Origin of the sequence: Comamonas sp. JUb58, assembly GCF_004364775.1 — a bacterium.
Classification (GTDB): Bacteria; Pseudomonadota; Gammaproteobacteria; order Burkholderiales; family Burkholderiaceae_C; genus Comamonas.
The window spans coordinates 177,987-201,165 of record NZ_SOAL01000002.1 but is presented as its reverse complement, the minus strand read 5'-3'; the positions used below and the strand labels follow the sequence as shown (position 1 = coordinate 201,165).

At 64.0% G+C, this 23,179-nt stretch carries 20 protein-coding genes; 9 read left to right on the top strand and 11 right to left on the bottom strand.

Translation table 11 applies throughout. The features are described 5' to 3' along the window. Nucleotides 1-95 precede the first annotated feature (95 nt). Nucleotides 96-980: a response regulator gene (locus EDF71_RS03175; RefSeq protein WP_133855178.1), complete on the bottom strand. Its 885-nt coding sequence runs from the start codon at nt 978-980 to the stop codon at nt 96-98. Nucleotides 981-982: 2 nt separating this feature from the next. Continuing rightward, on the bottom strand, nt 983-4,366 hold the full coding sequence (locus tag EDF71_RS03170) for an ATP-binding protein (protein WP_133855177.1): 3,384 nt from the start codon (nt 4,364-4,366) through the stop codon (nt 983-985). A 245-nt stretch (nt 4,367-4,611) separates the two neighbouring features. Between EDF71_RS03170 and urtA the strand changes: the two genes are divergently transcribed. The 8 genes from urtA (at nt 4,612) to EDF71_RS03130 (ending at nt 12,477) form a co-directional block, all read left to right on the top strand. Beyond that, nucleotides 4,612-5,859: an urea ABC transporter substrate-binding protein gene (urtA, locus tag EDF71_RS03165; RefSeq protein ID WP_133855176.1), complete on the top strand. Its 1,248-nt coding sequence runs from the start codon at nt 4,612-4,614 to the stop codon at nt 5,857-5,859. Between the two features lie 77 nt (nt 5,860-5,936). After that, nucleotides 5,937-6,851 (top strand): urea ABC transporter permease subunit UrtB, encoded by a 915-nt coding sequence (gene urtB / locus EDF71_RS03160; protein ID WP_133855175.1) that lies wholly within the window; start codon nt 5,937-5,939, stop codon nt 6,849-6,851. 23 nt (nt 6,852-6,874) lie between these two features. After that, nucleotides 6,875-8,074, top strand: a complete 1,200-nt coding sequence (gene urtC, locus EDF71_RS03155; RefSeq protein WP_133855174.1) for an urea ABC transporter permease subunit UrtC — start codon at nt 6,875-6,877, stop codon at nt 8,072-8,074. Between the two features lie 14 nt (nt 8,075-8,088). After that, nucleotides 8,089-8,832 carry an urea ABC transporter ATP-binding protein UrtD gene (gene urtD, locus EDF71_RS03150; RefSeq protein ID WP_133855173.1) on the top strand — a complete coding sequence of 248 codons (744 nt, stop codon included), beginning with the start codon at nt 8,089-8,091 and terminating at the stop codon, nt 8,830-8,832. Nucleotides 8,833-8,842: 10 nt separating this feature from the next. Then, nucleotides 8,843-9,532, top strand: a complete 690-nt coding sequence (urtE, locus tag EDF71_RS03145) for an urea ABC transporter ATP-binding subunit UrtE (RefSeq protein WP_133855172.1) — start codon at nt 8,843-8,845, stop codon at nt 9,530-9,532. An 80-nt stretch (nt 9,533-9,612) separates the two neighbouring features. Then, on the top strand, nt 9,613-10,836 hold the full coding sequence (gene fmdA / locus EDF71_RS03140; protein WP_133855171.1) for a formamidase: 1,224 nt from the start codon (nt 9,613-9,615) through the stop codon (nt 10,834-10,836). Between the two features lie 62 nt (nt 10,837-10,898). Then, a complete protein-coding gene (locus tag EDF71_RS03135; protein WP_133855170.1) occupies nt 10,899-11,267 on the top strand; it encodes a zinc ribbon domain-containing protein in 369 nt (122 codons plus the stop codon). A gap of 91 nt (nt 11,268-11,358) precedes the next feature. After that, a complete protein-coding gene (locus EDF71_RS03130; RefSeq protein ID WP_133855262.1) occupies nt 11,359-12,477 on the top strand; it encodes a Fic family protein in 1,119 nt (372 codons plus the stop codon). A 60-nt stretch (nt 12,478-12,537) separates the two neighbouring features. Here the strand turns inward: EDF71_RS03130 and EDF71_RS03125 are convergent, their stop codons facing one another. The 7 genes from EDF71_RS03125 to EDF71_RS03095 form a co-directional block, all read right to left on the bottom strand. Further along, the gene (locus EDF71_RS03125) at nt 12,538-13,797 is read right to left on the bottom strand and encodes an AMP-binding protein (RefSeq protein WP_133855169.1); all 1,260 of its coding nucleotides are present in this window, start codon (nt 13,795-13,797) and stop codon (nt 12,538-12,540) included. Nucleotides 13,798-13,905: 108 nt separating this feature from the next. Beyond that, nucleotides 13,906-14,745: an ABC transporter ATP-binding protein gene (locus EDF71_RS03120; RefSeq protein WP_021028666.1), complete on the bottom strand. Its 840-nt coding sequence runs from the start codon at nt 14,743-14,745 to the stop codon at nt 13,906-13,908. Between the two features lie 129 nt (nt 14,746-14,874). Beyond that, entirely contained in the window at nt 14,875-16,188 is a 1,314-nt protein-coding gene (locus EDF71_RS03115; RefSeq protein WP_133855168.1) for an ABC transporter substrate-binding protein, read from the bottom strand. Nucleotides 16,189-16,265: 77 nt separating this feature from the next. After that, nucleotides 16,266-17,330, bottom strand: a complete 1,065-nt coding sequence (locus EDF71_RS03110) for a branched-chain amino acid ABC transporter permease (RefSeq protein WP_133855167.1) — start codon at nt 17,328-17,330, stop codon at nt 16,266-16,268. Between the two features lie 14 nt (nt 17,331-17,344). Next, a complete protein-coding gene (locus tag EDF71_RS03105) occupies nt 17,345-18,274 on the bottom strand; it encodes a branched-chain amino acid ABC transporter permease (RefSeq protein ID WP_133855166.1) in 930 nt (309 codons plus the stop codon). Between the two features lie 22 nt (nt 18,275-18,296). Next, nucleotides 18,297-19,079: an ABC transporter ATP-binding protein gene (locus tag EDF71_RS03100; protein ID WP_133855165.1), complete on the bottom strand. Its 783-nt coding sequence runs from the start codon at nt 19,077-19,079 to the stop codon at nt 18,297-18,299. Between the two features lie 25 nt (nt 19,080-19,104). After that, entirely contained in the window at nt 19,105-21,051 is a 1,947-nt protein-coding gene (locus EDF71_RS03095) for an AMP-binding protein (RefSeq protein WP_133855164.1), read from the bottom strand. Between the two features lie 186 nt (nt 21,052-21,237). On the opposite strand from EDF71_RS03095, the gene EDF71_RS03090 reads away from it, so the two are divergent. Continuing rightward, a complete protein-coding gene (locus tag EDF71_RS03090) occupies nt 21,238-22,206 on the top strand; it encodes a dienelactone hydrolase (protein ID WP_133855163.1) in 969 nt (322 codons plus the stop codon). 16 nt (nt 22,207-22,222) lie between these two features. Here the strand turns inward: EDF71_RS03090 and EDF71_RS03085 are convergent, their stop codons facing one another. Beyond that, nucleotides 22,223-22,477, bottom strand: a complete 255-nt coding sequence (locus tag EDF71_RS03085; RefSeq protein WP_021028674.1) for an acyl-CoA-binding protein — start codon at nt 22,475-22,477, stop codon at nt 22,223-22,225. Nucleotides 22,478-22,564: 87 nt separating this feature from the next. After that, a complete protein-coding gene (locus EDF71_RS03080; RefSeq protein ID WP_133855162.1) occupies nt 22,565-23,089 on the bottom strand; it encodes a DUF4822 domain-containing protein in 525 nt (174 codons plus the stop codon). Nucleotides 23,090-23,179 lie beyond the last annotated feature (90 nt).

Genomic DNA, 23,179 nt, shown 5'->3' with positions numbered 1-23,179 from the left:
TGGACATTTATTTGCGCTGGCGCAAGCCGCAGGGGCCTTGCCGGGCCGCGCCAGACCCCGAAATGTCCGTAGCCTTCCTATGGCTTTCACCAAGCTTACGCCGTCAGCGAGCCGCTGACGATGGCCGCTGCCGCCGCACGCGTCTCCACGCCCAGCTTTTCAAACACATGCTCCAGGTGCTTGTTGACGGTGCGCGGGCTCATGCCCAGGATCTGCGCAATGTCGCGGTTGGTCTTGCCCTTGGCCAGCCAGCCCAGCACCTCCGTCTCGCGTGGGGTCAGCGCGGCATCCTGCAGGCGCTGGGTGCTGGCGCGCAGGCTGTCATGGCCCAGGCGCAGCACCAGCATGCGCTCGCCAATGCCCACCTCGCCGACATCCTGGGCCACCAGGGTGCCTTGCCCCAGCGCCTGCTGGGCGGACTGGTGGCGGGCCGATTGCAGCCAGGCCGCAGCCGTTGCCGCGCTGGCGCCAAAGGCCTGCTCCAGCCACAGCGCCGCCTGGGGCGAGCGCCAGGCCAGGCGCCCCTGGCGGTCCAACACCACCACGCCCATGCCGGCCACATCGACGGCGGCCTGGGCCATGCGGCCCACATGGGCGTTGTGCATATGGCGAGCCAGCCGGGCCAGCACCTCGGGCAGCTTCAGCGGTTTGACCACATAGTCCACCCCGCCGCAGGCAAAGCCTTCCACGATATGGTCGGTCTCCGACAGCCCGGTCATGAAGATCACCGGCACATGGGTCCAGGCCGGGTGGGCCTTGATCTTGCGGCACAGCGAGAAGCCGCTTTCGCCGGGCATCACGCAGTCCAGCAGCAGGGCATCGGGCGTGGCGATCTCCAGGCGCTCCAGCGCCTCGGCCGCATTGCGGGCCAGCAGCACGGTGTAGTCCTGCTGGCTCAGCGCCTCGCAGAGAAATCCCAGGGTCTCGACGGCATCGTCCACCACAAGAACAACGCCGGCATGGGCTTGGAAAGTAGGCATGGTCAGGGCTCGCTGTGCTCCGCAGGCGCCAGGCGCTCCAGGATGAAGGGGAAATCAAAACGCTGAGCCGCCGCATCCAGGGCCTGCAGCGCATGGCGTGATTCAGGGTGGCTGGCCTGGGCGGCGGCCAGCAGCTTGCGCAGGCCGGCGCCATCGCCAAAGCGGGCCAGGCGGGTGAGGTCCGATTGCAGATCCGGCGGCAGCGGCGGCTCCTGCGCGCTAGTGGGCAGCGCTGCGGGGGGCGGGGGCGCGGCTGTGTCTTCCAGCCATTCCAGCTTCAGCAGCCAGGCCAGGGTGTCCATCAGTTCGGACTCCAGCACCGGCTTGCCGACAAAGGCCTGGCAGCCGGCACGCTCGAGCTGCTCGGGCTGGTTCTCGAACAGGTCGGCCGAAACGATGACGATGGGCAGGTGCGCGGCGCTGTACTGCTGGCGCACCAGCGCAGCGGTCTGCCAGCCGCTCAGGTCGTCCATGCTCAGGTCCAGCAGGATGGCGTCGGGTGGCGCATCGCGGATGATCTCCAGGCACTCATGGCCGCTGGCCGCCTCCAGCACGGTAAAGCCCAGCGGGATCAGCACCCCGGCGATCAGCTGGCGGTGAATGGGCTGGTCATCGACCAGCAGCAGGCTTCTGCGCGGGCCCAGGTAGCCACCGATAAAGGGCCGCGCCTGGGGCTGGCCTGCCAGCGCGCGCGGCGGGTTGTGCACCTCGCTCAGGTAGAGGCGTACCGAGAAGGTGCTGCCTTGGCCGGGCGTGCTTTGCAGGCTCAGCTCGCCGCCCATCAGCAGGGTCAGCATGCGGGTGATGGTCAGGCCCAGGCCGGTGCCGGTGCTGGCTGCGCGGCGCCCGGCGCTGCCCCGCTCAAAGGGCATGAAGATGCGCTCATGGTCCTGCGGGGCAATGCCGATGCCGGTGTCGCGGATGTCAAAGCGCACCACATCGCTGTGGCAGTCCACCTGCAGGCGGATGCTGCCGCTGTCGGTAAAACGGATGGCATTGCCCAGCAGGTTGATCAGAATCTGGCGCAGGCGCTTGGCGTCCGCCCGCACCCACTGCGGAATGCGGCCCTGCGTCTGCAGCTCGAACTGCAAGCCCTTGGCCTGGGCCTGGGGCCGCACCATGCGGTTGACCGCTTCCAGAAACTCGGGGAACTGCAACGGCGCCGGGTCCAGCCGCAGGCGCCCAGCCTCGATGCGCGCCAGGTCCAGCAGCTCGTCGATCAGCGAATGCATGTGCTGGCCGCTGTGCAGCATGGTGCTGATGTTTTCGTGCGCGGGGCCGGGCAGGTCGCTACGGCGCAGCAGCAGCTGGGCATAGCCAAGGATGCTGGTCAGCGGCGTGCGCAGCTCATGGGCCATGCCGGCCACATAGCGTGACTTGGCCTGGTTGGCCGCCTCGGCATGCTCCTTGGCGGCCTGCAACTGCGCATCGGTGCGCTGGTGGGCCTCGATCTCCTGCAGCAGCATCTGCGTCTGGCGCTCCGATTCCTCGCGCGCCATGCGCCGGCTGTCCTTGGCCAGCACCAGCCACCAGGCGTAGAGCGCGCACAGCAGCGCCAGCAGCGAGAAGGCGCGCACAAAGGCCCAGCGCAAATCGGTCTGCCCGGGCGACAGGCTTTGCTGCATATAGACCACGAACAAGGCCAGCGCCATCGGGCTGGTCAGCAGCAGCACCGTGCCGGCATAGGATGCCAGCCGAAAATTGATGCTGCGCTGGATGCGCTGGGGCAGCAGGCTTTCGTACAGGCTGCGCCACTGCACCTGGGCGCGCGCGGTGCTGGGTTTGCAGCGGTCATGGCAGCGCGAATCGAGCGAGCAGCACAGCGAGCAGATCGGCGCGCCATAGGCGGGGCAGGCGGCCATGTCGGCGCGCTCAAACTGGTTCTGGCACACGGCGCATGGCAGCTCGGGCGCCTCAAACAGCGCGGGCTGGCGGGCGATGTACCAGCGCCCGCGCGTGGCCCAGGCCAGCAAGGGCGATACCAGCAGCGCAATCACCAGTGCGATATAGGGCGCAAAGGCGCTGGCCAGCTCGCCCAGCAGGCCGCTGTAGGCAATGCCGGCGGCCAGCGCGGCAATGCCCATGGCCCCCAGGCCGACGGGGTTGAGGTCATGCAGGTAGGCGCGCCGGAACTCGGTGCCCGGCGGGCTCAGCCCCAGCGGCTTGTTGATGACCAGATCGGCCACCAGCGCGCCCACCCAGGCGACGGCGATGTTGCTGTAGATGCCCAGCACCTTCTCCAAGGCGCTGAACACGCCCAGGGTCATGATCAGCATCGCGATCATCACATTGAACACCAGCCACACCACACGGCCGGGGTGGCTGCGGGTGATGCGCGAGAACACATTGGACCAGGCCAGCGAGCCGGCATAGGCATTGGTCACATTGATCTTGATCTGCGCCATGATGACGAAGACGAGGGTGACCCAGAGGGCGATGCCCGGGTCCTGGATGATCTTGCCAAAGGCCGTCAGGTAGAGGTGGGTGGGGTCCGAGGCCTCGGCCACAGTCGAGCCAAACTGCAGCGCCACATAGGCCAGGTAGGCGCCGCCCAGCATGCGTGCGGCACCCATCAGGATCCAGCCCGGCCCGCCCATCAGCACACAAAACCACCAGCGCCCCCGGTTGGCCGCCGTCTTGCGCGGCATGAAGCGCAGGTAATCGACCTGCTCGCCCACCTGCACGATCAGCGCAAAGATCACCGTGCTGGCCGAGCCGAAATACAGCCAGTTGAAATCGGCGCTGCCCGAGGTCAGGCCCGACAGGCCCGGCAGCTCATGCACAAACTGGGGCTGCGCAAACGCCAGCCAGAGGTAGGGCGTCAGCAGCATCAGTGCCCACAGCGGCTGGGTCCAGGCCTGCAGCTTGGAGATGAAGGTGACGCCATACAGCACCATCGGTATCACCACCAGCGCGCACAGCACATAGCAGACCACCAGCGGCCAGCCCAGCGCCATCTGCACCGCCAGCGCCATGATGGCCGCCTCCAGCGCAAAGAAGATGAAGGTGAAGGTGGCATAGACCAGCGAGGTGATGGTCGAGCCCAGGTAGCCAAAGCCGGCGCCCCGGGTGAGCAGGTCCATGTCCAGCCCATAGCGCGCCGCGCAGACCGAGATGGGCCAGGCGGTCAGAAAGATCACGATGCCCATCACCGTAATGGCCCAGGCGGCGCTGCTGAAGCCATAGGCCAGGGTGATGGTCGCGCCAATGGCCTCCAGCGCCAGAAAGGACAGCCCGCCCATCGCCGTGTTCAGCAGCTGCCATTCGCTCCAGCGCCGTGCTTTCTGCGGCGTAAAGCGCAGTGCGTAGTCCTCCATGGTCTCGTCGGCCACCCAGGCGTTGTATTCGCGGCGGATCGGGAAGATCTTTTGGGAGGGCTTGGTCATCACAGGCAGCGCGCAGGCGCTGTGGGCAAGGGATCAGCGGACTAAGCAATATTCAGGCCACGGCAAGGCTGGCGCGGCCGGCGAGGTGTGACCCAAAGTGCAGTGGGCGCGCAAGCTTAGCCCGGCGTGCGTACGCAGGGGCTACGTCAAATGACGTATGGGTGATTGGGGGCGGCACTTTTAGAGTGACCAACAGGTTTCAACCCGTTACCGGTTCAGCCCCTGAACCACTTGAGGAGAAAAGCATGTCTCAGGATTTCCAACAGTCGCTCCGCCGCCGCCGTCTCTTGCAAGGCCTGGGTGCCATCAGCATGGCGGGTCTGCCCATGCTGTCGCGTGCCCAGACGCCACCCACCACCCAGGTCAACACCAGCAAGCTGGCGGTGACCGATACCGAGGTGGTGGTCGGGCAGCTGCACTCCTCGACCGGCACGATGGCGATCTCCGAGACCGGCTCCATCCAGGCCGAGCAACTGGCCATTGACCAGATCAACGCCATGGGCGGTGTGCTGGGCCGCAAGATCCGCGTGATCAAGGAAGACGGCGCCTCCGACTGGCCCACCTTTGCCGAAAAGGCCAAGAAGCTGCTCATCAGCGACCATGTGGCCACCGTCTTCGGCTGCTGGACCTCGGCCTCGCGCAAGGCCGTGCTGCCGGTCTTCGAGAAGGAAAACGGCCTGCTCTACTACCCCACCTTCTACGAAGGCCTGGAGCAGAGCAAGAACGTCATCTACACCGGCCAGGAAGCGACCCAGCAAATTCTGTACAGCCTCGACTGGGCCAAGAAGGAGAAGAACGCCTCCAAGGTCTTCCTGGTGGGCTCCGACTACATCTGGCCGCGCACCTCGATGAAGATTGCGCGCAAGCACATCGAGACCTTCCAGAAGGGTAAGGTCGTCGGCGAGGAGTACTACCCGCTGAGCAACACCAACTTCAACTCGCTGATCAACAAGATCAAGGTGGCCAAGCCCGATCTGATCTTTGCGGCTGTAGTGGGTGGCTCCAACGTGGCCTTCTACAAGCAGCTCAAGGCCGCAGGCATCACCGGTGACAAGCAGTTCCTGGTGACCCTGTCGGTGACCGAGGACGAAATGCTGGGCATTGGCGGCGAGAACTTTGCCGGCTTCTACTCGAGCATGAAGTACTTCCAGTCGCTGGACAACCCCAACAACAAGAAGTTTGTCGAGGCTTTCAAGGCCAAGTACGGCCCCAAGTCGGTCATCGGCGATGTGACCCAGGCCGGCTACCTGGGCCCCTGGCTGTGGAAGGCCGCTGTCGAGAAGGCCGGCAGCTTCGATGTGGACAAGGTCGTGGCCGCATCGCCAGGCATCGAGCTGAACACCGCCCCCGAAGGCTACGTGAAGATCGACGCCAACCACCACCTCTGGAGCAAGTCGCGCATCTCGCAAGGCCTGCCGGACGGGACTTTCAAGGTCGTGTCCGAGTCGCCTGAATTGATCAAACCGGATCCATTCCCCAAGGGTTACCAATAAGTCCGGACCCCGAGAGCGGGCCACGGGGCATAGGCCTCTGGCCCGCATTGCCGCCGACCACCCGACAAGAGAGCGCCATGACCTTTTCTGAAATGATGAATATCGGGCTGATGCAGGGCTTTGCAGGCCTCAGCCTGTTTGCGGTATTGCTGCTGATGGGCCTGGGCCTGGCGATTATTTTTGGCCAGATGGGTGTCATCAACATGGCGCATGGCGAGTTCATGACCATCGGCGCCTACACCGTGTTCATGGCCTCCACCCTGGTGGAAGCCCATGCACCGGCCTGGATGCCCTACTACTTTCCCTTGTCGATCGTGGCTGCCTTTGTTTTTGCGTTTGTGCTGGGCTGGCTGGCCGAATGGGCGCTGATCCGCCATCTGTACAAGCGCCCGCTCGATACCCTGCTGGCCACCTGGGGCCTGAGCCTGGGGCTGCAGCAGGTGTTCCGCTCGGTGATCGGCCCCAAAGAGGTGAGCCCCACCTTGCCTGACTGGTTGATGGGCTCCTGGTCGCCCAGCGAGGGGCTGGACATTCCGATCAACGGCATGTTTGTGCTGGCGCTGGCGCTGCTGGTGACGGCCGGTGTGCTGATTGCGCTCTACCGCAGCCGTTGGGGCCTGCGGGTGCGGGCCACGGTCAGCAACCGCGTGATGGCCAATGCCATCGGCATCAACACCAAGAAGACCGACCGCCTGACCTTTGCCATTGGCTGCGGGGTGGCAGGCATTGCCGGGGCGGCCTTCACCACCATCGGCTCGACGGGGCCCACCTCCGGCTCGCTCTACATCGTGGATTCCTTCCTGGTCGTCACCTTTGGCGGCGCCGCCAGCCTGCTGGGCACCGTGGCATCGGCCTTTGGCATTGCCCAGGTGCAGTCCATCACGGAGTTCTTCCTGAGCGGCTCCATGGCCAAGGTGCTGACCTTGTCCTTCATCGTCGTGGTCTTGATGCTGCGGCCCCAAGGTTTGTTTGCCAGCAAGGTGCGCCGCTAAAGCCGGTGGAAAGGATGACAACCATGAAAGATATGCGTGCGTGGCTGGAACGAACCGGCCTGGGACATGTGGCACTGCTGGCCGTGGTGCTGCTGCTGGTGTTCCCCTTGGCGCTGGATTCCTTCCGCCTGAACCTGGTGGGCAAGTACCTCTGCTACGCCTTTGTGGCCGTGGGCCTGGTCATGCTCTGGGGTTGGGGCGGCGTGCTGAGCCTGGGGCAGGGCGTGTTCTTTGGCCTGGGCGGTTATGCGATGGCCATGTTCCTCAAGCTCGAAGCCTCGGACAAGGCCAGCACCAGCATCCAGTCCACACCGGGCATCCCCGACTTCATGGACTGGAACCAGCTCACCGCGCTGCCGCTGTGGTGGACGCCGTTCGAGCACCTGCCGTTTGCGCTGTTTGCCGTGGTGGCTGCCCCCGCGCTGCTGGCCTTCATCATCGGCTTTGCGATGTTCCGCCGCCGGGTGGGCGATGTCTACTTTGCCATCATCACCCAGGCCGTGGCGCTGATCCTCACGGTGCTGATCATCGGCCAGCAGGGCTACACCGGCGGTGTCAACGGCATGACCGACCTGCGCACCATGCTGGGCTGGGACATCCGCACCGACAGCGCCAAGTACATCCTCTACTACGTCTGCTGCGGCCTGCTGCTGCTGTCGGTGGTGGCCTGCCTCTGGATCCAGAAAAGCAAGCTCGGCACCCTGCTGCTGGCGATGCGCGACAAGGAAGACCGCGTGCGCTTCTCCGGCTACGACGTGTCGATGTTCAAGGTCTTTGTGTTCTGCCTGGCCGCTGCGATATCGGGCATTGGCGGCGCCATGTTTGCGCTGCAGGTGGGCTTTATGTCGCCCTCCATCGTCGGCATTGTTCCCTCGATCGAGATGGTGATCTTTGCCGCCGTCGGTGGCCGCATGAGCCTGGTCGGTGCCGTCTATGGCGCGCTGCTGGTCAACTTTGGCAAGACCTATTTCTCCGAGACCTTCCCCGATCTCTGGATGTTCTGCATGGCCGGCCTCTTCATTGTGGTGACCATGTTCTTCCCCAACGGCCTGGCGGGCCTGTATGCGAGCAAGCTCAAGCCCATGCTGGCCCGGCGCGCCGCCAAACCTGCCAGCCCGCCCATCCCTGCGGCGAACAGCACGGTCAGCAAACCCATCACCAGCCCGGCCAGCAGCAAGGCGCAGGAGCCGGTCGCCGGTAAGCCCGCGGCCGAAGGCGTCTGAACCAGGAGTGAGCAATGAGCAATACCGACTTTGCACTGGCGGTGGAGGGCTTGACGGTCTCCTTTGACGGCTTCAAGGCCATCGAGGACCTGACCCTCTATGTCGACAAGAACGAGCTGCGCGTGATCATCGGCCCCAACGGCGCCGGCAAGACCACCTTGCTCGATCTGATCTGCGGCAAGACCAAGGCCAGCAGCGGCAGCATCAAGTTCCAGAACCAGGAGCTGACGGGCATGGACGAGTACCTGCGGGTGCGCAAGGGCATCGGCCGCAAGTTCCAGACGCCGTCGATCTACGAGAACCTGTCGGTCTTCAAGAACCTGGAGGTCTCCTACCCCGAGGGGCGCTCGGTGTTCGGCGCGCTGCGCTTTCAGTGCACGCCGGCCGTGCAGCAGCGCGTGCAGGACGTGGCGCAGGAGATTGGCCTGGACCATGTGCTGGAGATGGAATCGGGCCTGCTGTCGCATGGGCAAAAGCAGTGGCTGGAGATTGGCATGCTGCTGATGCAGGAGCCCGAGCTGCTGATGCTGGACGAGCCGATTGCCGGCATGAGCGCGCGCGAGCGCGAGCTGACGGCCGAGCTGCTCAAGCGCATCTGCGTGGGCCGCTCGGTGATCGTGATCGAGCACGACATGGAGTTTGTGGCCCGCATTGCGCACAAGGTCACCGTCATGCACCAGGGCAAGATTCTGGCCGAAGGCTCGATGGAGGCCGTGCAGTCCGATCCCAAAGTCATCGATGTCTACCTGGGCCACTGAGGAGCCGCATATGCTGAAAGTCAACGATATCCACGTGGCCTACGGACAGAGCGAGGCGCTGCATGGCATCTCCTTCGAAGGCCGGCCCAATGAAACCCTGGCCATCATGGGCCGCAACGGCATGGGCAAGACCACCTTGTTCAAGGCGCTGATGGGCGTGCTGCCGCTCAAGAGCGGGGCGGTGCAGGTGGCGGGGCAGGACGTATCGCGCGACGAGAGCTATCTGCGCGTGGCCAAGGGCATTGCCTATGTGCCCCAGGGCCGCATGATCTTCCCGACCCTGAGCGTCGAGGAGAACATCGAGACCGGTCTGGAAAACGCCCGCGACCGCAAGATCCCCGACGAGATCTATGCGCTGTTCCCGGTGCTCTGGGACATGCGCCGGCGCAAGGGCGGCAACCTCTCGGGCGGGCAGCAGCAGCAGCTGGCCATTGCCCGCGCGCTGGTCACCAACCCCAAGGTGCTGCTGCTCGACGAGCCCACCGAGGGCATACAGCCGTCCATCATCAAGGACATCGCCAAGGCGCTCAATGAGATCCGCAAGATGCGCGAAATCACCATCGTCGTCTCCGAGCAGGTGCTGCATTTTGCGATGGATGTGGCCGACCGGCTCTTTGTCATCGAGGGCGGGCGCATCGTGCACGAGACCGACCGCGCCAACACCAACGAGGCCCACATCAAGTCCTATCTGTCGGTTTAGGTCCTTGCGCGGCCGGCCGCTGGCACTGCGCTGCCGGCCCGCATTTTTCTGTTTCATTGACTGCATCACAGGAGCTGCACATGCCCGAAACCCTGATCAAGGTTGATCTGTCCCAACCGGCCCCCTCCAACGAGAAGGTGCACAACCGCTGGCACCCCGATATTCCGATGGCCTGCTGGGTGAACCCCGGCGATGACTTTGTGCTGGAGACCTACGACTGGACGGGGGGCTTCATCCAGAACAACGACAGCGCCGACGATGTGCGCGATGTGGACCTGACCACGGTGCACTACCTCTCGGGCCCGGTCGGCGTCAAAGGTGCCGAGCCGGGCGACCTGCTGGTTGTGGACCTGCTCGACATCGGCGCCAAGGACGAGAGCCAATGGGGCTTCAACGGCTTTTTCTCGCAGAAGAACGGCGGCGGATTCCTGACGGACCATTTCCCGTCCGCGCAAAAATCGATCTGGGATTTCCAGGGCATGTTCACCACCTCGCGCCACATCCCCGGCGTGCGCTATGCCGGTTTGATCCACCCCGGCCTGATCGGCACCTTGCCCGATCCCAAGATGCTCGAGACCTGGAATGCGCGCGAGCAGGCGCTGATCGACACCAACCCGGACGGCAACCTGGCCAACCCGCCCTTCATGGCGACGGCGCACATGGGCCAGCTCAAGGGCGAGGCACGCGACAAGGCCGCAGCCAGCGGCGCGCGCACCGTGCCCCCGCGCGAGCATGGCGGCAACTGCGATATCAAGGACCTCTCGCGCGGCTCCAAGATCTTCTTCCCGGTCTATGTCGATGGCGCCGGCCTGTCGGTGGGCGATCTGCACTTCAGCCAGGGCGATGGCGAAATCACCTTCTGCGGCGCGATCGAGATGGCCGGCTGGGTGCACATGAAGGTGTCCATCATCAAGGGCGGCATGGCCAAGTACGGCATCAAGAACCCCATCTTCAAGCCCAGCCCCATCGTGCCGACCTACAACGACTATGTGATCTTTGAAGGCATCAGCGTCGACGAATCGGGCAAGCAGTACTACCTGGATGTGAACGTGGCCTACAAGCAGGCCTGCCTGAACGCCATCGAGTACCTCAAGAAGTTTGGCTACTCGGGCGCCCAGGCCTATTCCATCCTCGGCACCGCCCCGGTGCAGGGCCATATCAGCGGCGTGGTGGACGTGCCCAATGCCTGCGCCACGCTGTGGCTGCCCACGCAGATCTTTGATTTCGACATCAACCCCAGCGCGGCTGGGCCGGTCAAGTACCTGGACGGCAGCATCGATATGCCGATCTCGTACGACAAGTAAGACGCTGGCTTGCGCGGGCCGCAGCGCCGGCCCGCTTTTATCTTTTTGTGCAGGAGACTGTGATGCCCACCTATGACTACGCCTGCCAGCACTGCGGCGAATTCGACGCGCTGCGCCGCCTGGCCGACCGCAACCTGGCCTGCGCCTGCCCCCGCTGCGGCGCGGCCTCCGAGCGCGTCATCAGCCAGGCACCGCGCCTGGCCTGCACCTCCCCCCAGCAGCGCCGCGCCGCCGAGGTCAACGAACGCGCCCGCCATGCGCCGCGTATGTCGCGGGATAACGATCCTGCTGCGGGCAACTATGGGCGGCTGCGGCATCCCAGTGGCTGTGGGTGTTGCAGTGGGGGTGCCAAGACCGGCGCCGCTGCGGCTGCGGCGCAGCCGGCGCTAAAAAGCCAGGTGGGGAATCGGCCTTGGATGATTAGCCACTGAGGGGCCTGGATCAGAGATGCGGTTGCGCACAGCCAGGCAAGTTTTGGAGACGCGATAGACATTTGCGGCGTTTATGTCTATTATTCACCGCATGTTTAGCGGTGAATATATCTGGCAATCCCCGCACTGGCCTCAGTGGCAGTTCGATAGCGATGCCCTGGCTGCTCCACTGGCGCAGGTCAGTCAGGCGCAAGGCATGCTGCTTGGGCGCCTGGCGGATGTCGGCATGGGCCTAAGGGACCAGGCGAGCCTGGCTGCGCTGACGCAGGATGTGCTCAAGACTTCCGAGATCGAAGGGGAGTCGCTCAATGTGGCGTCTGTGCGCTCCTCCATCGCCCGGCGGTTGGGGTTGGACATTGGGGCGCTCGCACCGGTAGACCGGCATGTGGAGGGTGTGGTCGAGATGGTGCTCGACGCGACGGCAAACCACCAGCAAGCCGTCACCGAGCAGCGCATCTATGGCTGGCATGCCGCCTTGTTCCCAACCGGTTATTCGGGCATGAGCAAGATAGCGGTGGGCACGTGGCGCGATGACGCAGCGGGCCCCATGCAGGTGGTATCAGGCCCGATCGGCCGCCAGAAAGTGCATTACGAAGCGCCTCCTGCCCCCCAAGTGCCTGCAGAGATGGCCAAGTTGCTGGCCTGGATCAATGACCCGGTGCATTCCACCCTTCCGGCATTGCTCAAATCTGGGTTGGGGCATTTGTGGTTTGTGACCATCCACCCTTTTGATGACGGCAATGGTCGTATGGCGCGGGCCATCGGTGATCTGCTGTTGGCGCGCGCGGATGGCAGTGCGCAGCGCTTTTACAGCCTGTCTGCCCAAATACAGCGCGAGCGCAAGGCCTATTACGAGGTTTTGGAGCGCACGCAAAAGGGCGGCATGGATGTGACGCCATGGCTGCTGTGGTTTCTGAAGACCTTGCACCAGGCGGTCCTACAAGCGAACGAGGGTTTGGCGGTCGTACTCTATAAGGCGCGGTTTTGGCGCCATTGGGCGATGGCGCCGATGAACGAGCGCCATATCAAGGTGCTGAACCGCTTGCTCGATGGCTTTGACGGAAAGCTCACGACCGGGAAATGGGCGGCCATCGCCAAGTGCTCCAGCGACACGGCACTACGAGATATCAACGAGTTGCTGACGCTGGGAGTGTTGGCCAAGGAGCCAGCAGGTGGGCGCAGCACGAGCTATGTGCTTAGCCCGGTGTAGTGCGATAGGGCGAGCCCGCAGGTGCGGCGGGCCCCGGACCTGGCCCAGCGCCACCGCTGGTCAGTCATAACTCCGCGCATCCTCAATCACCTTGCCATCATTCGGCAGCTCACCCGGGCGCAGCAGCGCGATGTCGGCGCGCAGCTTGGTGACTTCGCGCACGGCGTCGGCGATCTGTTCGGCCAGGCCGGCGCCCAGCTCGGTGGTTTCCACCTGCAGGCTCATCTGGTCCTGGGCCATGGCGCCGCTGACAACCAGGCGCGCCTTTTGCACCTGGGGAAAGCGTTTGACGACCTCGGCGATCTGGCCGGGGTGCACAAACATGCCGCGCACCTTGGTGGTCTGGTCGGCGCGGCCCATCCAGCCCTTGATGCGGGTGTTGGTGCGGCCGCTGGGGCACTGGCCGGGGAGGACGGCCGACAGGTCGCCGGTGCCAAAGCGGATCAGCGGGTAGTCGGTGTTGAGGGTGGTGACGACCAGCTCGCCGACCTCGCCTTCGGCCACCGGGTCGCCGGTGCCGGGGCGCACGATCTCGACAATCACGTTCTCGTCCAGCACCAGGCCTTCGCGGGCCTCGGTTTCATAGGCAATCAGGCCCAGGTCGGCGGTCGCATAGCACTGGTAGGCAGCCACGCCCCGGGCACTGAACCAGTCGCGCAGTGAGGGCGGGCAGGCCTCGCCGGAGACGAGCGCCTTGGTCAGCGATGCGATGCGCTGGCCCTGGGCTTCGGCCTTCTCCAGGATGATCTTCAAAAAGCTGGGCGTGCCGATGTAGCCATGCGGGTGCAGATCGGCCATGGCCTGCACCTGCTGCTCGGTCTGGCCAGTGCCGGCGGGGAAGACGGTGGCGCCCAGCGCCTGGGCGCCTGACTCCATCATCGAGCCGGCGGGCACAAAGTGGTAGCTGAAGCTGTTGTGCACCAGCTCGCCAGCGCGAAAGCCGGCCGCATAGATGGCGCGGGCCATGCGCCAGTAGTCGGGGCGCTGGCCCTCGGGTTCATAGATGGGGCCGGGGCTGGCAAACATGCGTGGCATGGCGCTGCCAAAGGGCGCGGTGTTGAAGCCGCCAAAGATGGCGCGGCCTGGGTGCTGGGTGCGCTCGGCCTTTTGGCGCTCCAGCAGTTCATGCTTGCGGGTCACGGGCAGCTGCGCCAGCGCCGCGCGGCTGTTGATGCTGGCGGCATCGATCCCTTGCAGGATGCTGGCAAAGGCGGGGGAGTGTTGCTGGGCGTGCCGAATCTGGGCGGGCAGGCGGGCCATCAGATCGGCTTCGCGGGCAGCTGGGGCGCGGGACTCCAGATCGTCGTAATGCTGGCTCATGCGGGTTCTCCGGGACGTGTGATCGGTATTTTTGAGGGCGAATCTGCCGCAGACGCCGGCATCTGGGCATCAGCCGGCGCGGTAATCGGGTGCGTTGAAGCAGTGCGGTCAGGCCAGCCAGCGTTTTCTGCGCTTGTAGCTCTTGACGTCCTTGAAGCTCTTGCGCTCGCCGCCGCCCATGCCCAGGTAGAACTCCTTGACGTCCTCGTTGTTGGCGAGGTCCTTGGCGGCGCCGTCCATCATGATGCGACCGCTCTCCATGATGTAGCCGTAGTCGGCGTACTTCAGCGCCATGTTGGTGTTCTGCTCGGCCAGCACGAAGGTGACCTTTTCCTTCTGGTTCAGGTCCTGCACGATGTTGAAGACCTCTTCAACGATCTGCGGCGCCAGGCCCATCGAGGGCTCATCGAGCAGCACCAGGCGCGGGTTGCTCATCAGCGCGCGGCCAATGGCGCACATCTGCTGCTCGCCGCCCGAGGTGTAGGCCGCCTGGCTGGTGCGGCGCGTCTTGAGGCGGGGGAAATAGTTGTAGACCTTGTCCAGGTTGGCGGCGATCTCGCCCTTGCTGGTGCGGGTGTAGCTGCCGGTGAGCAGGTTCTCTTCGATGGTCAGGTGGGCAAAGCAGTGCCGGCCTTCCATCACCTGTACGACGCCGCGCTTGACCAGGTCCGACGGGGTCAGCGCTTCGATGCGCTCGCCTTCGAGCTCGATGCTGCCCTTGGTGACTTCGCCGCGCTCGCCCTTGAGCAGGTTGGAGATGGCGCGCAAGGTGGTGGTCTTGCCGGCGCCATTGCCGCCCAGGATGGCTACGATCGATTCACGCGGCACCGACAGCGAGACGCCTTTGAGCACCAGGATCACATGGTTATAGATCACCTCGATGCCGTTGACGACCAAAAGCGGCGCTGCTGCGGATGGGGTGGAAGCTGTTTGCGGGGAATCGGTCATGCCGTCACCTGATCTCTCAACAAAATGGAGGGTGGGCGGCCCCGGGGAGCGGGCGCCTTCCGCAGGGGAAGGGCGCCAGGGGCCTGCCACGAGAGGCCCCGGGCCACCAGGCCCAGGGACCACGCAGCCTTAGCTGCAGGAACGTGGCGTCACGTTCTTTTCCTTGGCGTACTTGTCGGCGTATTCCTTGACCAGCGGGTCGATCAGGCTCTTGTCCGATTGGTACCAGTCCGAGGTGACGTTGAACTTGCTGCCGTCCCAGGTGGCGATACGGGCCCAGTCGGCGCCCAGGTGGTTGTCACAGCTGGTCTTGAAGGGGCGGATGATCTTGCCAAAGCCCAGCTCATTGAGGCGTTCCTGGGTCATGTTCATGTTCTCCAGGCCCCAGCGCACTTGCTCGGAGGTCATGACCTTGCCCTTGCCGTACTTCTCTTGCGCAGTGCGGATGGCTTCAACCTGCAGCATCGCAATCATCATGCCGCGCGTGTGTGCCAGCTGGCCCAGTTCCTTGGGATCGGACGCGGTGCCTTGGCCCTTGTCGTACAGCGTGGCCTTCACCTCGTCATGCACCTTGTCGCGCTCGCCGGTGTTGTGGATGGTGACGGTGTTGTAGCCCTTGGCGCCGGCACCGATGTCCTTCACGTCATGGTCGGAGCCGCCCCACCAGATGGCGTACATCTTTTCGCGGGGGTAGCCGGTGGCCTGGGCTTCGCGCACGGCCGTCGGCGTCATCACGCCGGCCGACCACAGCAGCACATAGTCAGGGCGGTTCTGGCGGATCTGCAGCCAGGTGGACTTCTGCTCCACACCGGGGGCGGTCACGGGCAGCAGCATCAGGTCAAAGCCTTCCTTGGCTGCGCGCTTTTGCAGCAGCGGGATGGGTTCCTTGCCATAGGGCGAGTCGTGGTAGACCAGCGCGATCTTCTTGCCCTTGAGGTTGCCCTTTTCCTTCTTCAGGATGTCCTGCACGATGGAATCGGCAGCGGTCCAGTAGTTGCCCAGCAGCGGGAAGTTCCACTCAAACACCTTGCCATCGGCCGATTGCGACAGGCCATAGCCGGGGGTGATGACGGGCATCTTGTCGCCCGCGGCCTTGTCGGTCACCGCGAAGGTGATGCCGGTCGATTGCGTGTCAAAGCCGGCAGCGCCGCCGTCGCGGCCCTTGAGGCGCTCATAGCATTCCACGCCCTTGGCGGTGTCGTAGGCGGTCTCGCACTCTTCGAACTTGATCTTCACGCCGTTGATGCCGCCCTTGGCATTGACGAGCTTGAGGTAGTCCTGCTTGCCGTCACCCCATGGGATGCCCAGCGGCGCGAACTGGCCGGTGCGGTAGACCAGCAGCGGAACAAATTGCTCCTGGGCTTGTGCGGCTGGGGCAGCCATCATTGCGCCCAGACCCAGGGCTGCCGTAGCAGCGGCGATCACAGCTTTCTTGAAAGACATGGTTCTATCTCCTTAGGGTTGTTGGGGCTGGTGACCCCCACTTGCGAACACTCTGCGTTGCTCTCGGTAAAAAACACTCAATGCGGGAACGGCCACAGACGCAGCTTCTGGCGGGCCGTGGCCCACAGCTTGGCCAATCCATGGGGCTCGACAATCAGGAAAAACACGATCAGCGCGCCAAACACCATGTGCTCCAGGTAGGTGGCGGTGGCGGTGGACAGCGGCAGGCCCAGCCAGTGCGGCACCTGGGTCAGGAAGATGGGCAGCAGCACAAAGAAGGCGGCGCCAAAGATGCTGCCAACGATGGAGCCCAGGCCGCCGATGATGATCATGAACAGCAGCTGGAAGGAACGGTCCAGGCTGAAGGCGGCGGGCTCCCAGGCGCCCAGGTGGACAAAGCCCCAGAGCGCACCGGCAATGCCGACGATGAAGCTGCTGACCGCAAAGGCCGAGAGCTTGGCGTACATGGGGCGGATGCCGATCACGCTGGCGGCCACATCCATGTCGCGCATGGCCATCCACTCGCGGCCGATGGCGCTGCGCACCAGGTTCTTGGCCATCAGGCCCAGCACACAGAGGATGACCAGGCAGAACAGGTACTTCTGCACCGGCGTCTCGATCGGCATGCCGAACACCGACAGCTTGCCGGCGCTGACCGAACCGGACGAGGAGTAGTTGCTGACCCAGGCAGCGCGGCTGGTGATCCAGTCCATGAAGAACTGGGCCGCCAGGGTGGCCACGGCCAGATACAGACCGCGAATGCGCAGGCTGGGCAGGCCAAACAGCACGCCGACCAGCATGGACACCAGGCCGCCACCGATCAGCGACAGGATCAGCGGCATGCCTTCAAAGCGCACATGGAAGTTGTAGGCCGCGTAGGCACCTGCCGCCATGAAGGCGCCGGTGCCCAGCGAGATCTGGCCGCAGTAGCCCACCAGGATGTTGAGCCCGATGGCGCCCAGTGACATGATCAGGAAGGGGATCAGCACCGCCTTGAAGGTGTAGTCGCTGAAGCCAAAGGGCACCAGCACAAAGGCCACCAGCAGCAGGGCGAGCATGGCCCACTTGTCCTGCAGCACCGGGAAGATCTGCTGATCGGCCGCGTAGCTGGTCTTGAACTGGCCATTTTCACGATAAAACATAGTTCAGTCTCCGTTTACACGCGGTCAATAATTTTGTCGCCAAACAAACCTTGGGGACGGAACAGCAGGAAGCACAGCGCCAGACCGTAGGCGAACCAGGTCTCGATACCGCCGCCCACATAGGGGCCCAGGTAGACCTCGGAGAGCTTCTCGCCCACGCCGATGATCAGACCGCCGACGATGGCGCCGGGCACCGAGGTGAGGCCACCCAGGATCACGACCGGCAAGGCCTTCAGGGCGACCAGGGACAGCGAGTACTGCACGCCCAGCTTGGAGCCCCAGATGATGCCGACCACCAGCGCCACGCAGCCGGCCACCGACCAGACGATGACCCAGATGCGCGAGAGCGGGATGCCGATGGACTGGGCGGCCTGGTGGTCGTCCGCCACGGCGCGCAGGGCGCGGCCGGTCTTGGTCTTTTGGAAGAACACGCTCAGCACCAGCACCAGCACGGCGGCAATGCCGGCGGCATACAGGTCTTCCTGGCTGATCAGCACGCCGCCCTGGAACAGGCTTTCCATGACGAACATGGGGTCCTTGGGCATGCCCACATTGATGCTGTAGACGGCCGAGCCAAAGATCATCGGGCCCAGGCCGTCGAGGAAGTAGGCGATGCCCAGCGTCGCCATCAGCAGCGCGATGGGTTCCTGGTTGACGAGGTAGCGCAGCGCAAAGCGCTCGATCGCCCAGGCCACGCCGACCATGATGACCATGGCAACGACTAGCGCCAGCGCAATGCTGAGCACGCCGGGCTCCATGCCCAGCCACTTCGGAATCCATTCCGAAAAGCGGGCCATGGCCAGCGCGGCAAACAGCACCATCGCGCCCATGGCGAAGTTGAAGACGCCCGAGGCCTTGAAGATCAGCACAAAGCCCAGCGCGATGAGCGCGTAGAGCATGCCCACCATCAGGCCACCAAACAAAGTTTCAAGAAAAAATGCCATTGCGGTCCCCTGGGGTCTGTGCTCAGTGGCCTGCGCCCAGATAGGCGCGGATCACATCTTCGTTATTGCGGACTTCTTCGGGCGTGCCGTCGCCGATCTTCTTGCCGTAATCCAGCACCACCACGCGGTCGGAGATGTCCATCACCACGCCCATGTCGTGCTCGATCAGCACGATGGTGGTGCCGAACTCGTCGTTCACATCGAGGATGAAGCGGCACATGTCCTGCTTTTCCTCGACGTTCATGCCGGCCATAGGCTCATCGAGCAGCAACACCTTGGGCTCCATCGCCAGCGCGCGGCCCAGATCGACCCGCTTTTGCAGGCCGTAGGGCAGCTGGCCCACGGGTGTCTTGCGGAAGGCCTGGATCTCCAGAAAGTCGATGATGTGCTCGACAAACTCGCGCTGCTGGATCTCCTCGCGCTGGGCCGGGCCCAGGCGCAGCGCCTGCATCAGCAGGTTGCTTTTGATCTTCAGGTTGCGGCCGGTCATGATGTTGTCGATCACGCTCATGCCCTTGAACAGCGCCAGGTTCTGGAAGGTGCGGGCCACGCCCATCTCGGCGACCTGGCGGCTGTTCATGTGCGCAAAGGTCTGGCCGCGAAAGCTGATGGCGCCTTCCGACGGCGTGTAGACGCCGTTGATGCAGTTGAGCATGGAGCTCTTGCCGGCGCCGTTGGGGCCGATGATGGAGCGGATCTCGTGCTCTTTGACGTTGAAGGAGATATCCGTCAGCGCCTTGACGCCGCCAAAGCGCAGGCTGATGTTCTTGATGTCAAGAATGACGTCACCGATTTTTTTGCTCATGGGTGGCTTTCTCTTGGCTGGGCGCTCAGGCAACCGACTTCAGCGGCGCAAAGGTCTTGCTGTCGGCGATCTTCAAGGTGGCGCTGACGCTGCCGGTGCGGCCGTCTTCGAACTTCACCTGGGTCTCGATGAACTGCTCGCTGCGCCCGGCGTAGAGCGCATCGACCAGCACGCCGTACTTGTCGGCGATAAAGCCACGGCGCACCTTGTTGGTACGGGTCAGCTCGCCGTCATCGGCATCCAGCTCCTTGTGCAGGATCAGGAAGCGCGTCACCTGGCTGCCAGCCAGCATGGCATCGGTGGCCAGGTCGGCATTGACTTTCTCGACGCAGTTCTGGATCAAGGTGTAGACCTGCGGCTTTTGCGCCAGGTCGGTGTAGCCGGCGTAGGGCAGGTTCTGGCGCTCGGCCCAGTTGCCCACGGCCTCGAAGTCGATGTTGATCATCGCGCAGACCTTCTCGCGCCCATCACCCAAGGCCACAGCTTCCTTGATGAAGGGGAAGAACTTGAGCTTGTTCTCGACATACTTGGGCGCAAACATGGCGCCGTCGTTGCTGCCGCCCTTCAAGCGGCCCACGTCCTTGACGCGGTCGATGATCTTGAGCTGGCCGCTCTTGTCCATGAAGCCGGCATCGCTGGTGTGGTACCAGCCGTCTTCACTCAGCACCTCGGCGGTCGCCTTGGGGTTCTTGTAGTACTCCTTGAGCAAGCCGGGTGACTTGACCAGGATCTCGCCGTTCTCGGCCATCTTGATCTCGACGCCGCGAATCGGGTTGCCCACGGTATCGGCAAACACCTGGTTGTCGGGCTGGATGCAGACGAACACGGCGGTCTCGGTCGAGCCGTAGAGCTGCTTGAGGTTGATGCCGATGGAGCGGAAGAAGCTGAACAGATCGGGGCCAATCGCTTCACCGGCCGTATAGGCCACGCGCACGCGGCTGAAGCCCATGTTGTTGCGCAGCGGGCCAAACACCATCAGGTCGCCCAGCTTGTAGCTGATCTTGTCCAAGAGGCTCACCGGCTTGCCATCGCGCAGCGCCGGACCGACGCGCTTGGCCACCGCCATGAAGTGGTGGAACATCTTGCGCTTGATGAGGCCGGCGTCTTCCATGCGGATCATCACGCTGGTGAGGATGCCTTCGAACACGCGCGGCGGCGCAAAGTAGTAGGTGGGGCCGACTTCCTTGAGGTCGATCTGCACGGTGGCATTGGACTCGGGGCAGTTCACCACATAGCCGCAGGCCAGCCATTGCGAGTAGCTGAAGATGTTCTGGCCGATCCAGGCCGGGGGCAGGTAGGCCAGCACTTCCTCGCCATGGCCGAGCTTTTCAAACTCGGCGCCGGCGGAGGCGCTCTCCAGCAAGGAGCTATGCGTGTGCACCACGCCCTTGGGGTTGCCGGTGGTGCCGGAGGTGAAGAACATCGCCGCCACATCGCCGTTGTTGGTGGCATCGACCTGCTGCTGGAACCAGCCGGGGTTGGCCGCCACAAAGGTCTCGCCGCTGGCGATCAGGCTGTCGAGCGAGGCCAGGCCGGGCTCTTCGTAGTTGCGCAGGCCTCGTGGGTCGTCGTAGTAGACATGGCTGATCTGCGGGCAGTGCTCGCGCAACTCCAGCAGCTTGTCGACCTGCTCCTGGTCTTCGACCAGGCAAAAACGCACTTCGGCATTGTTCAGCGGAAACACGCATTCGGCCGCTACCGCATCTTGGTACAGCGGCACAGGGATGGCGCCAATCGACTGGGCGGCCAGCATGCTGGCATAAAGCCGGGGGCGGTTGGCACCCATCAGCACCAGGTGCTCGCCGCGCGCCAGGCCGGCTTGCGACAGGCCTGCGGCAATCTTGGCGACCATCACGGCCAGCTCGGACCAGCTATAGCTTTGCCAAATGCCGTATTCCTTTTCACGCAATGCTGCGGCCTCGGGCCGATTGGCAGCGTGCTGCAGCAATAGCTTGGGAAATGTCGTTGACATGGTTGTCTCCTATGCCGTTTTTTGTAGATCACAAGTGCCATGCCTTGCGTCCTGTTGAAACCGAATGTAGATTCAGCTTTGACGTTGTTTTGTCTTTATGACGACAATCTGCGGGAAAACGCTGTAGGTACTTTCCTGCGGCAGGCAAATATTCCAGCGCTGGGGCTGGATGGAGGGAGATACCGAATGGGAATAGGTCGATCCGCGCTGCTGGCAGCGCTGTTGGCGGGCGGCGCTTGGGCAGCACACAGCGCGGGCCTGCAGCGGCTGACATTGGCGGGCGAGCCGCCGCTGCAAGCCATGTTCTGGACGCCTTGCGCCCAGCCGCCTGCGCCGTTGAAGCGCGGGCCTTTTGAGGTCATGGCCACTGAGGATTGCCCGGTTGCTGCCAGCGGCAAGCTGCCTTTGGTCGTCATCTCGCATGGCTATGCGGGCAGCGCGCTCAGCCACTGGAACATGGCCGCAGCGCTCGCCGATGGCGGCATCGCCGTACTGAGCCTGAACCACAGCCTGGATTCAGCCCTGAACCTGGCCCAAGGTGGCAGCTTTGCAGCACTGGAGGCGCGGCCCGCCGATGTGCGCCGCGCTATCGATGGCGTGCTGGCAGACCGCCGCTGGAGCGCCGTGCTGGATGCGCAGCGCATTGGTTTTTTGGGCTTTTCACGCGGGGCCTATACCGGCCTGGTGCTGGCCGGTGCCAAGCCGGATTTTGCGCAGCTGGCAGGCCATTGCCCGGAGCCGCAATCGCCCATGTGCCAGGCCATCGCACAAGGACAGATCCCTGCGCTGAAGCCCCAGCCGGAGCCCCGCATCAAGGCCATGGTGCTGGCCGATCCGCTGGCCGCCTTTGGTGCCAGCAGTGGTTTGGAAAAGCTCAAGCTGCCGCTGCAGCTCTGGGCCTCAGAACAAGGTGGGGAGGGAGTGCCTGCGGGCGCTGTGCAGGCGCTGGCTAAATGGCTGCCTGCCGGCAAGTCTGCCAAACCGACCGTGCAAGTGGTGGCAGGGGCTGCGCACTTTGCGTTTTTGGCGCCCTGCAGTGCGCAGCTGGCCGCTGCGGCGCCGGAGATCTGCAGTGACCCGCCGGGCTTTGAGCGCAGCGCTTTTCAAAAGCGCTGGGCGGCCGAGGTGCTGGCGTTTTTCCGCCAGCAGCTCTGAGTCTTCAAAGTTCCTCTTACAGGAGCTCTTGGATCATGTCGATGTATTGCTGCTTCGCATCATCCTGCGCCATGCCCTTGCACTGGTTCCAGGCGTTCCACTTGGCCGAGGCGACAAAGTCGGTGAAGCCGGGCTTGGGCTCGTTGTTGTCGCCATGGGCGCCTTGCTTGTACAGACCGTAGAGCTTCAGCAGGGTCTGGTTGTCGGGGCGCTCGCTCATGTTCAGGGCGGCTTCCTTGGCGGCTTCAAAGGCGGTGTTCAGATCGGACATGGGGACCTCTTGGGGTTGGGTTAAGGGGCGGTGCGCAAGGCTGCCAGTGTAGCTGCGGCCAGGCCGCAGCACGGCCTTGGCGGCAGACTATTGGCGGCCGATGCCGGCGCTGGGCTGCACCTGGAAAGCACCGGTATAGGGCGTGTGCACCACATGGATGGTGACCAGCGGTTGGCCCTCGCGCATGTCCTTGGGGACCTGGCGCGAGTAGGTGAATTCGGTGGTATTGATCACCTCCATCTTGCGGCGCAGCTGGGTGCCGTTGTCGGATACCGTGTGCTGGTACTGGCGGTCGCCGGTAAAGAAGAACCAGCCAGCGCCGCCTTGCTGGCTGCGCGAGCGGCCGGTGGCAGGGTCAAAGTATTCGTAGCGGTTGCTGCAGGCATCCCAGAGCGAGATGCCGACGACGCCGGGGTAGCGTTCCACCAGGTTGCTGCTGCGGTCATCGCCTTCGTAGACGGCGGTGGTGAGCCAGGTTTTGCCAGCCAGCACCTGGGCATCGGGCGATGCTGCAGCGCAAGCAGGGGCGGCAAGCGCATGGCCAGGGGCCAGCAGTGCGGCGGCCAACGCCAGGGCTGCGATGGGGGAGTGGGGGCGGTTCAGATCGGACATGGGAGATTGGATAGTCATTGAGCGATGAACGCTCCAGTCTAGCGGGCCGCCTGTTGTGCAGAACCTACTTGCTGCGCAGGTGACAAGTGC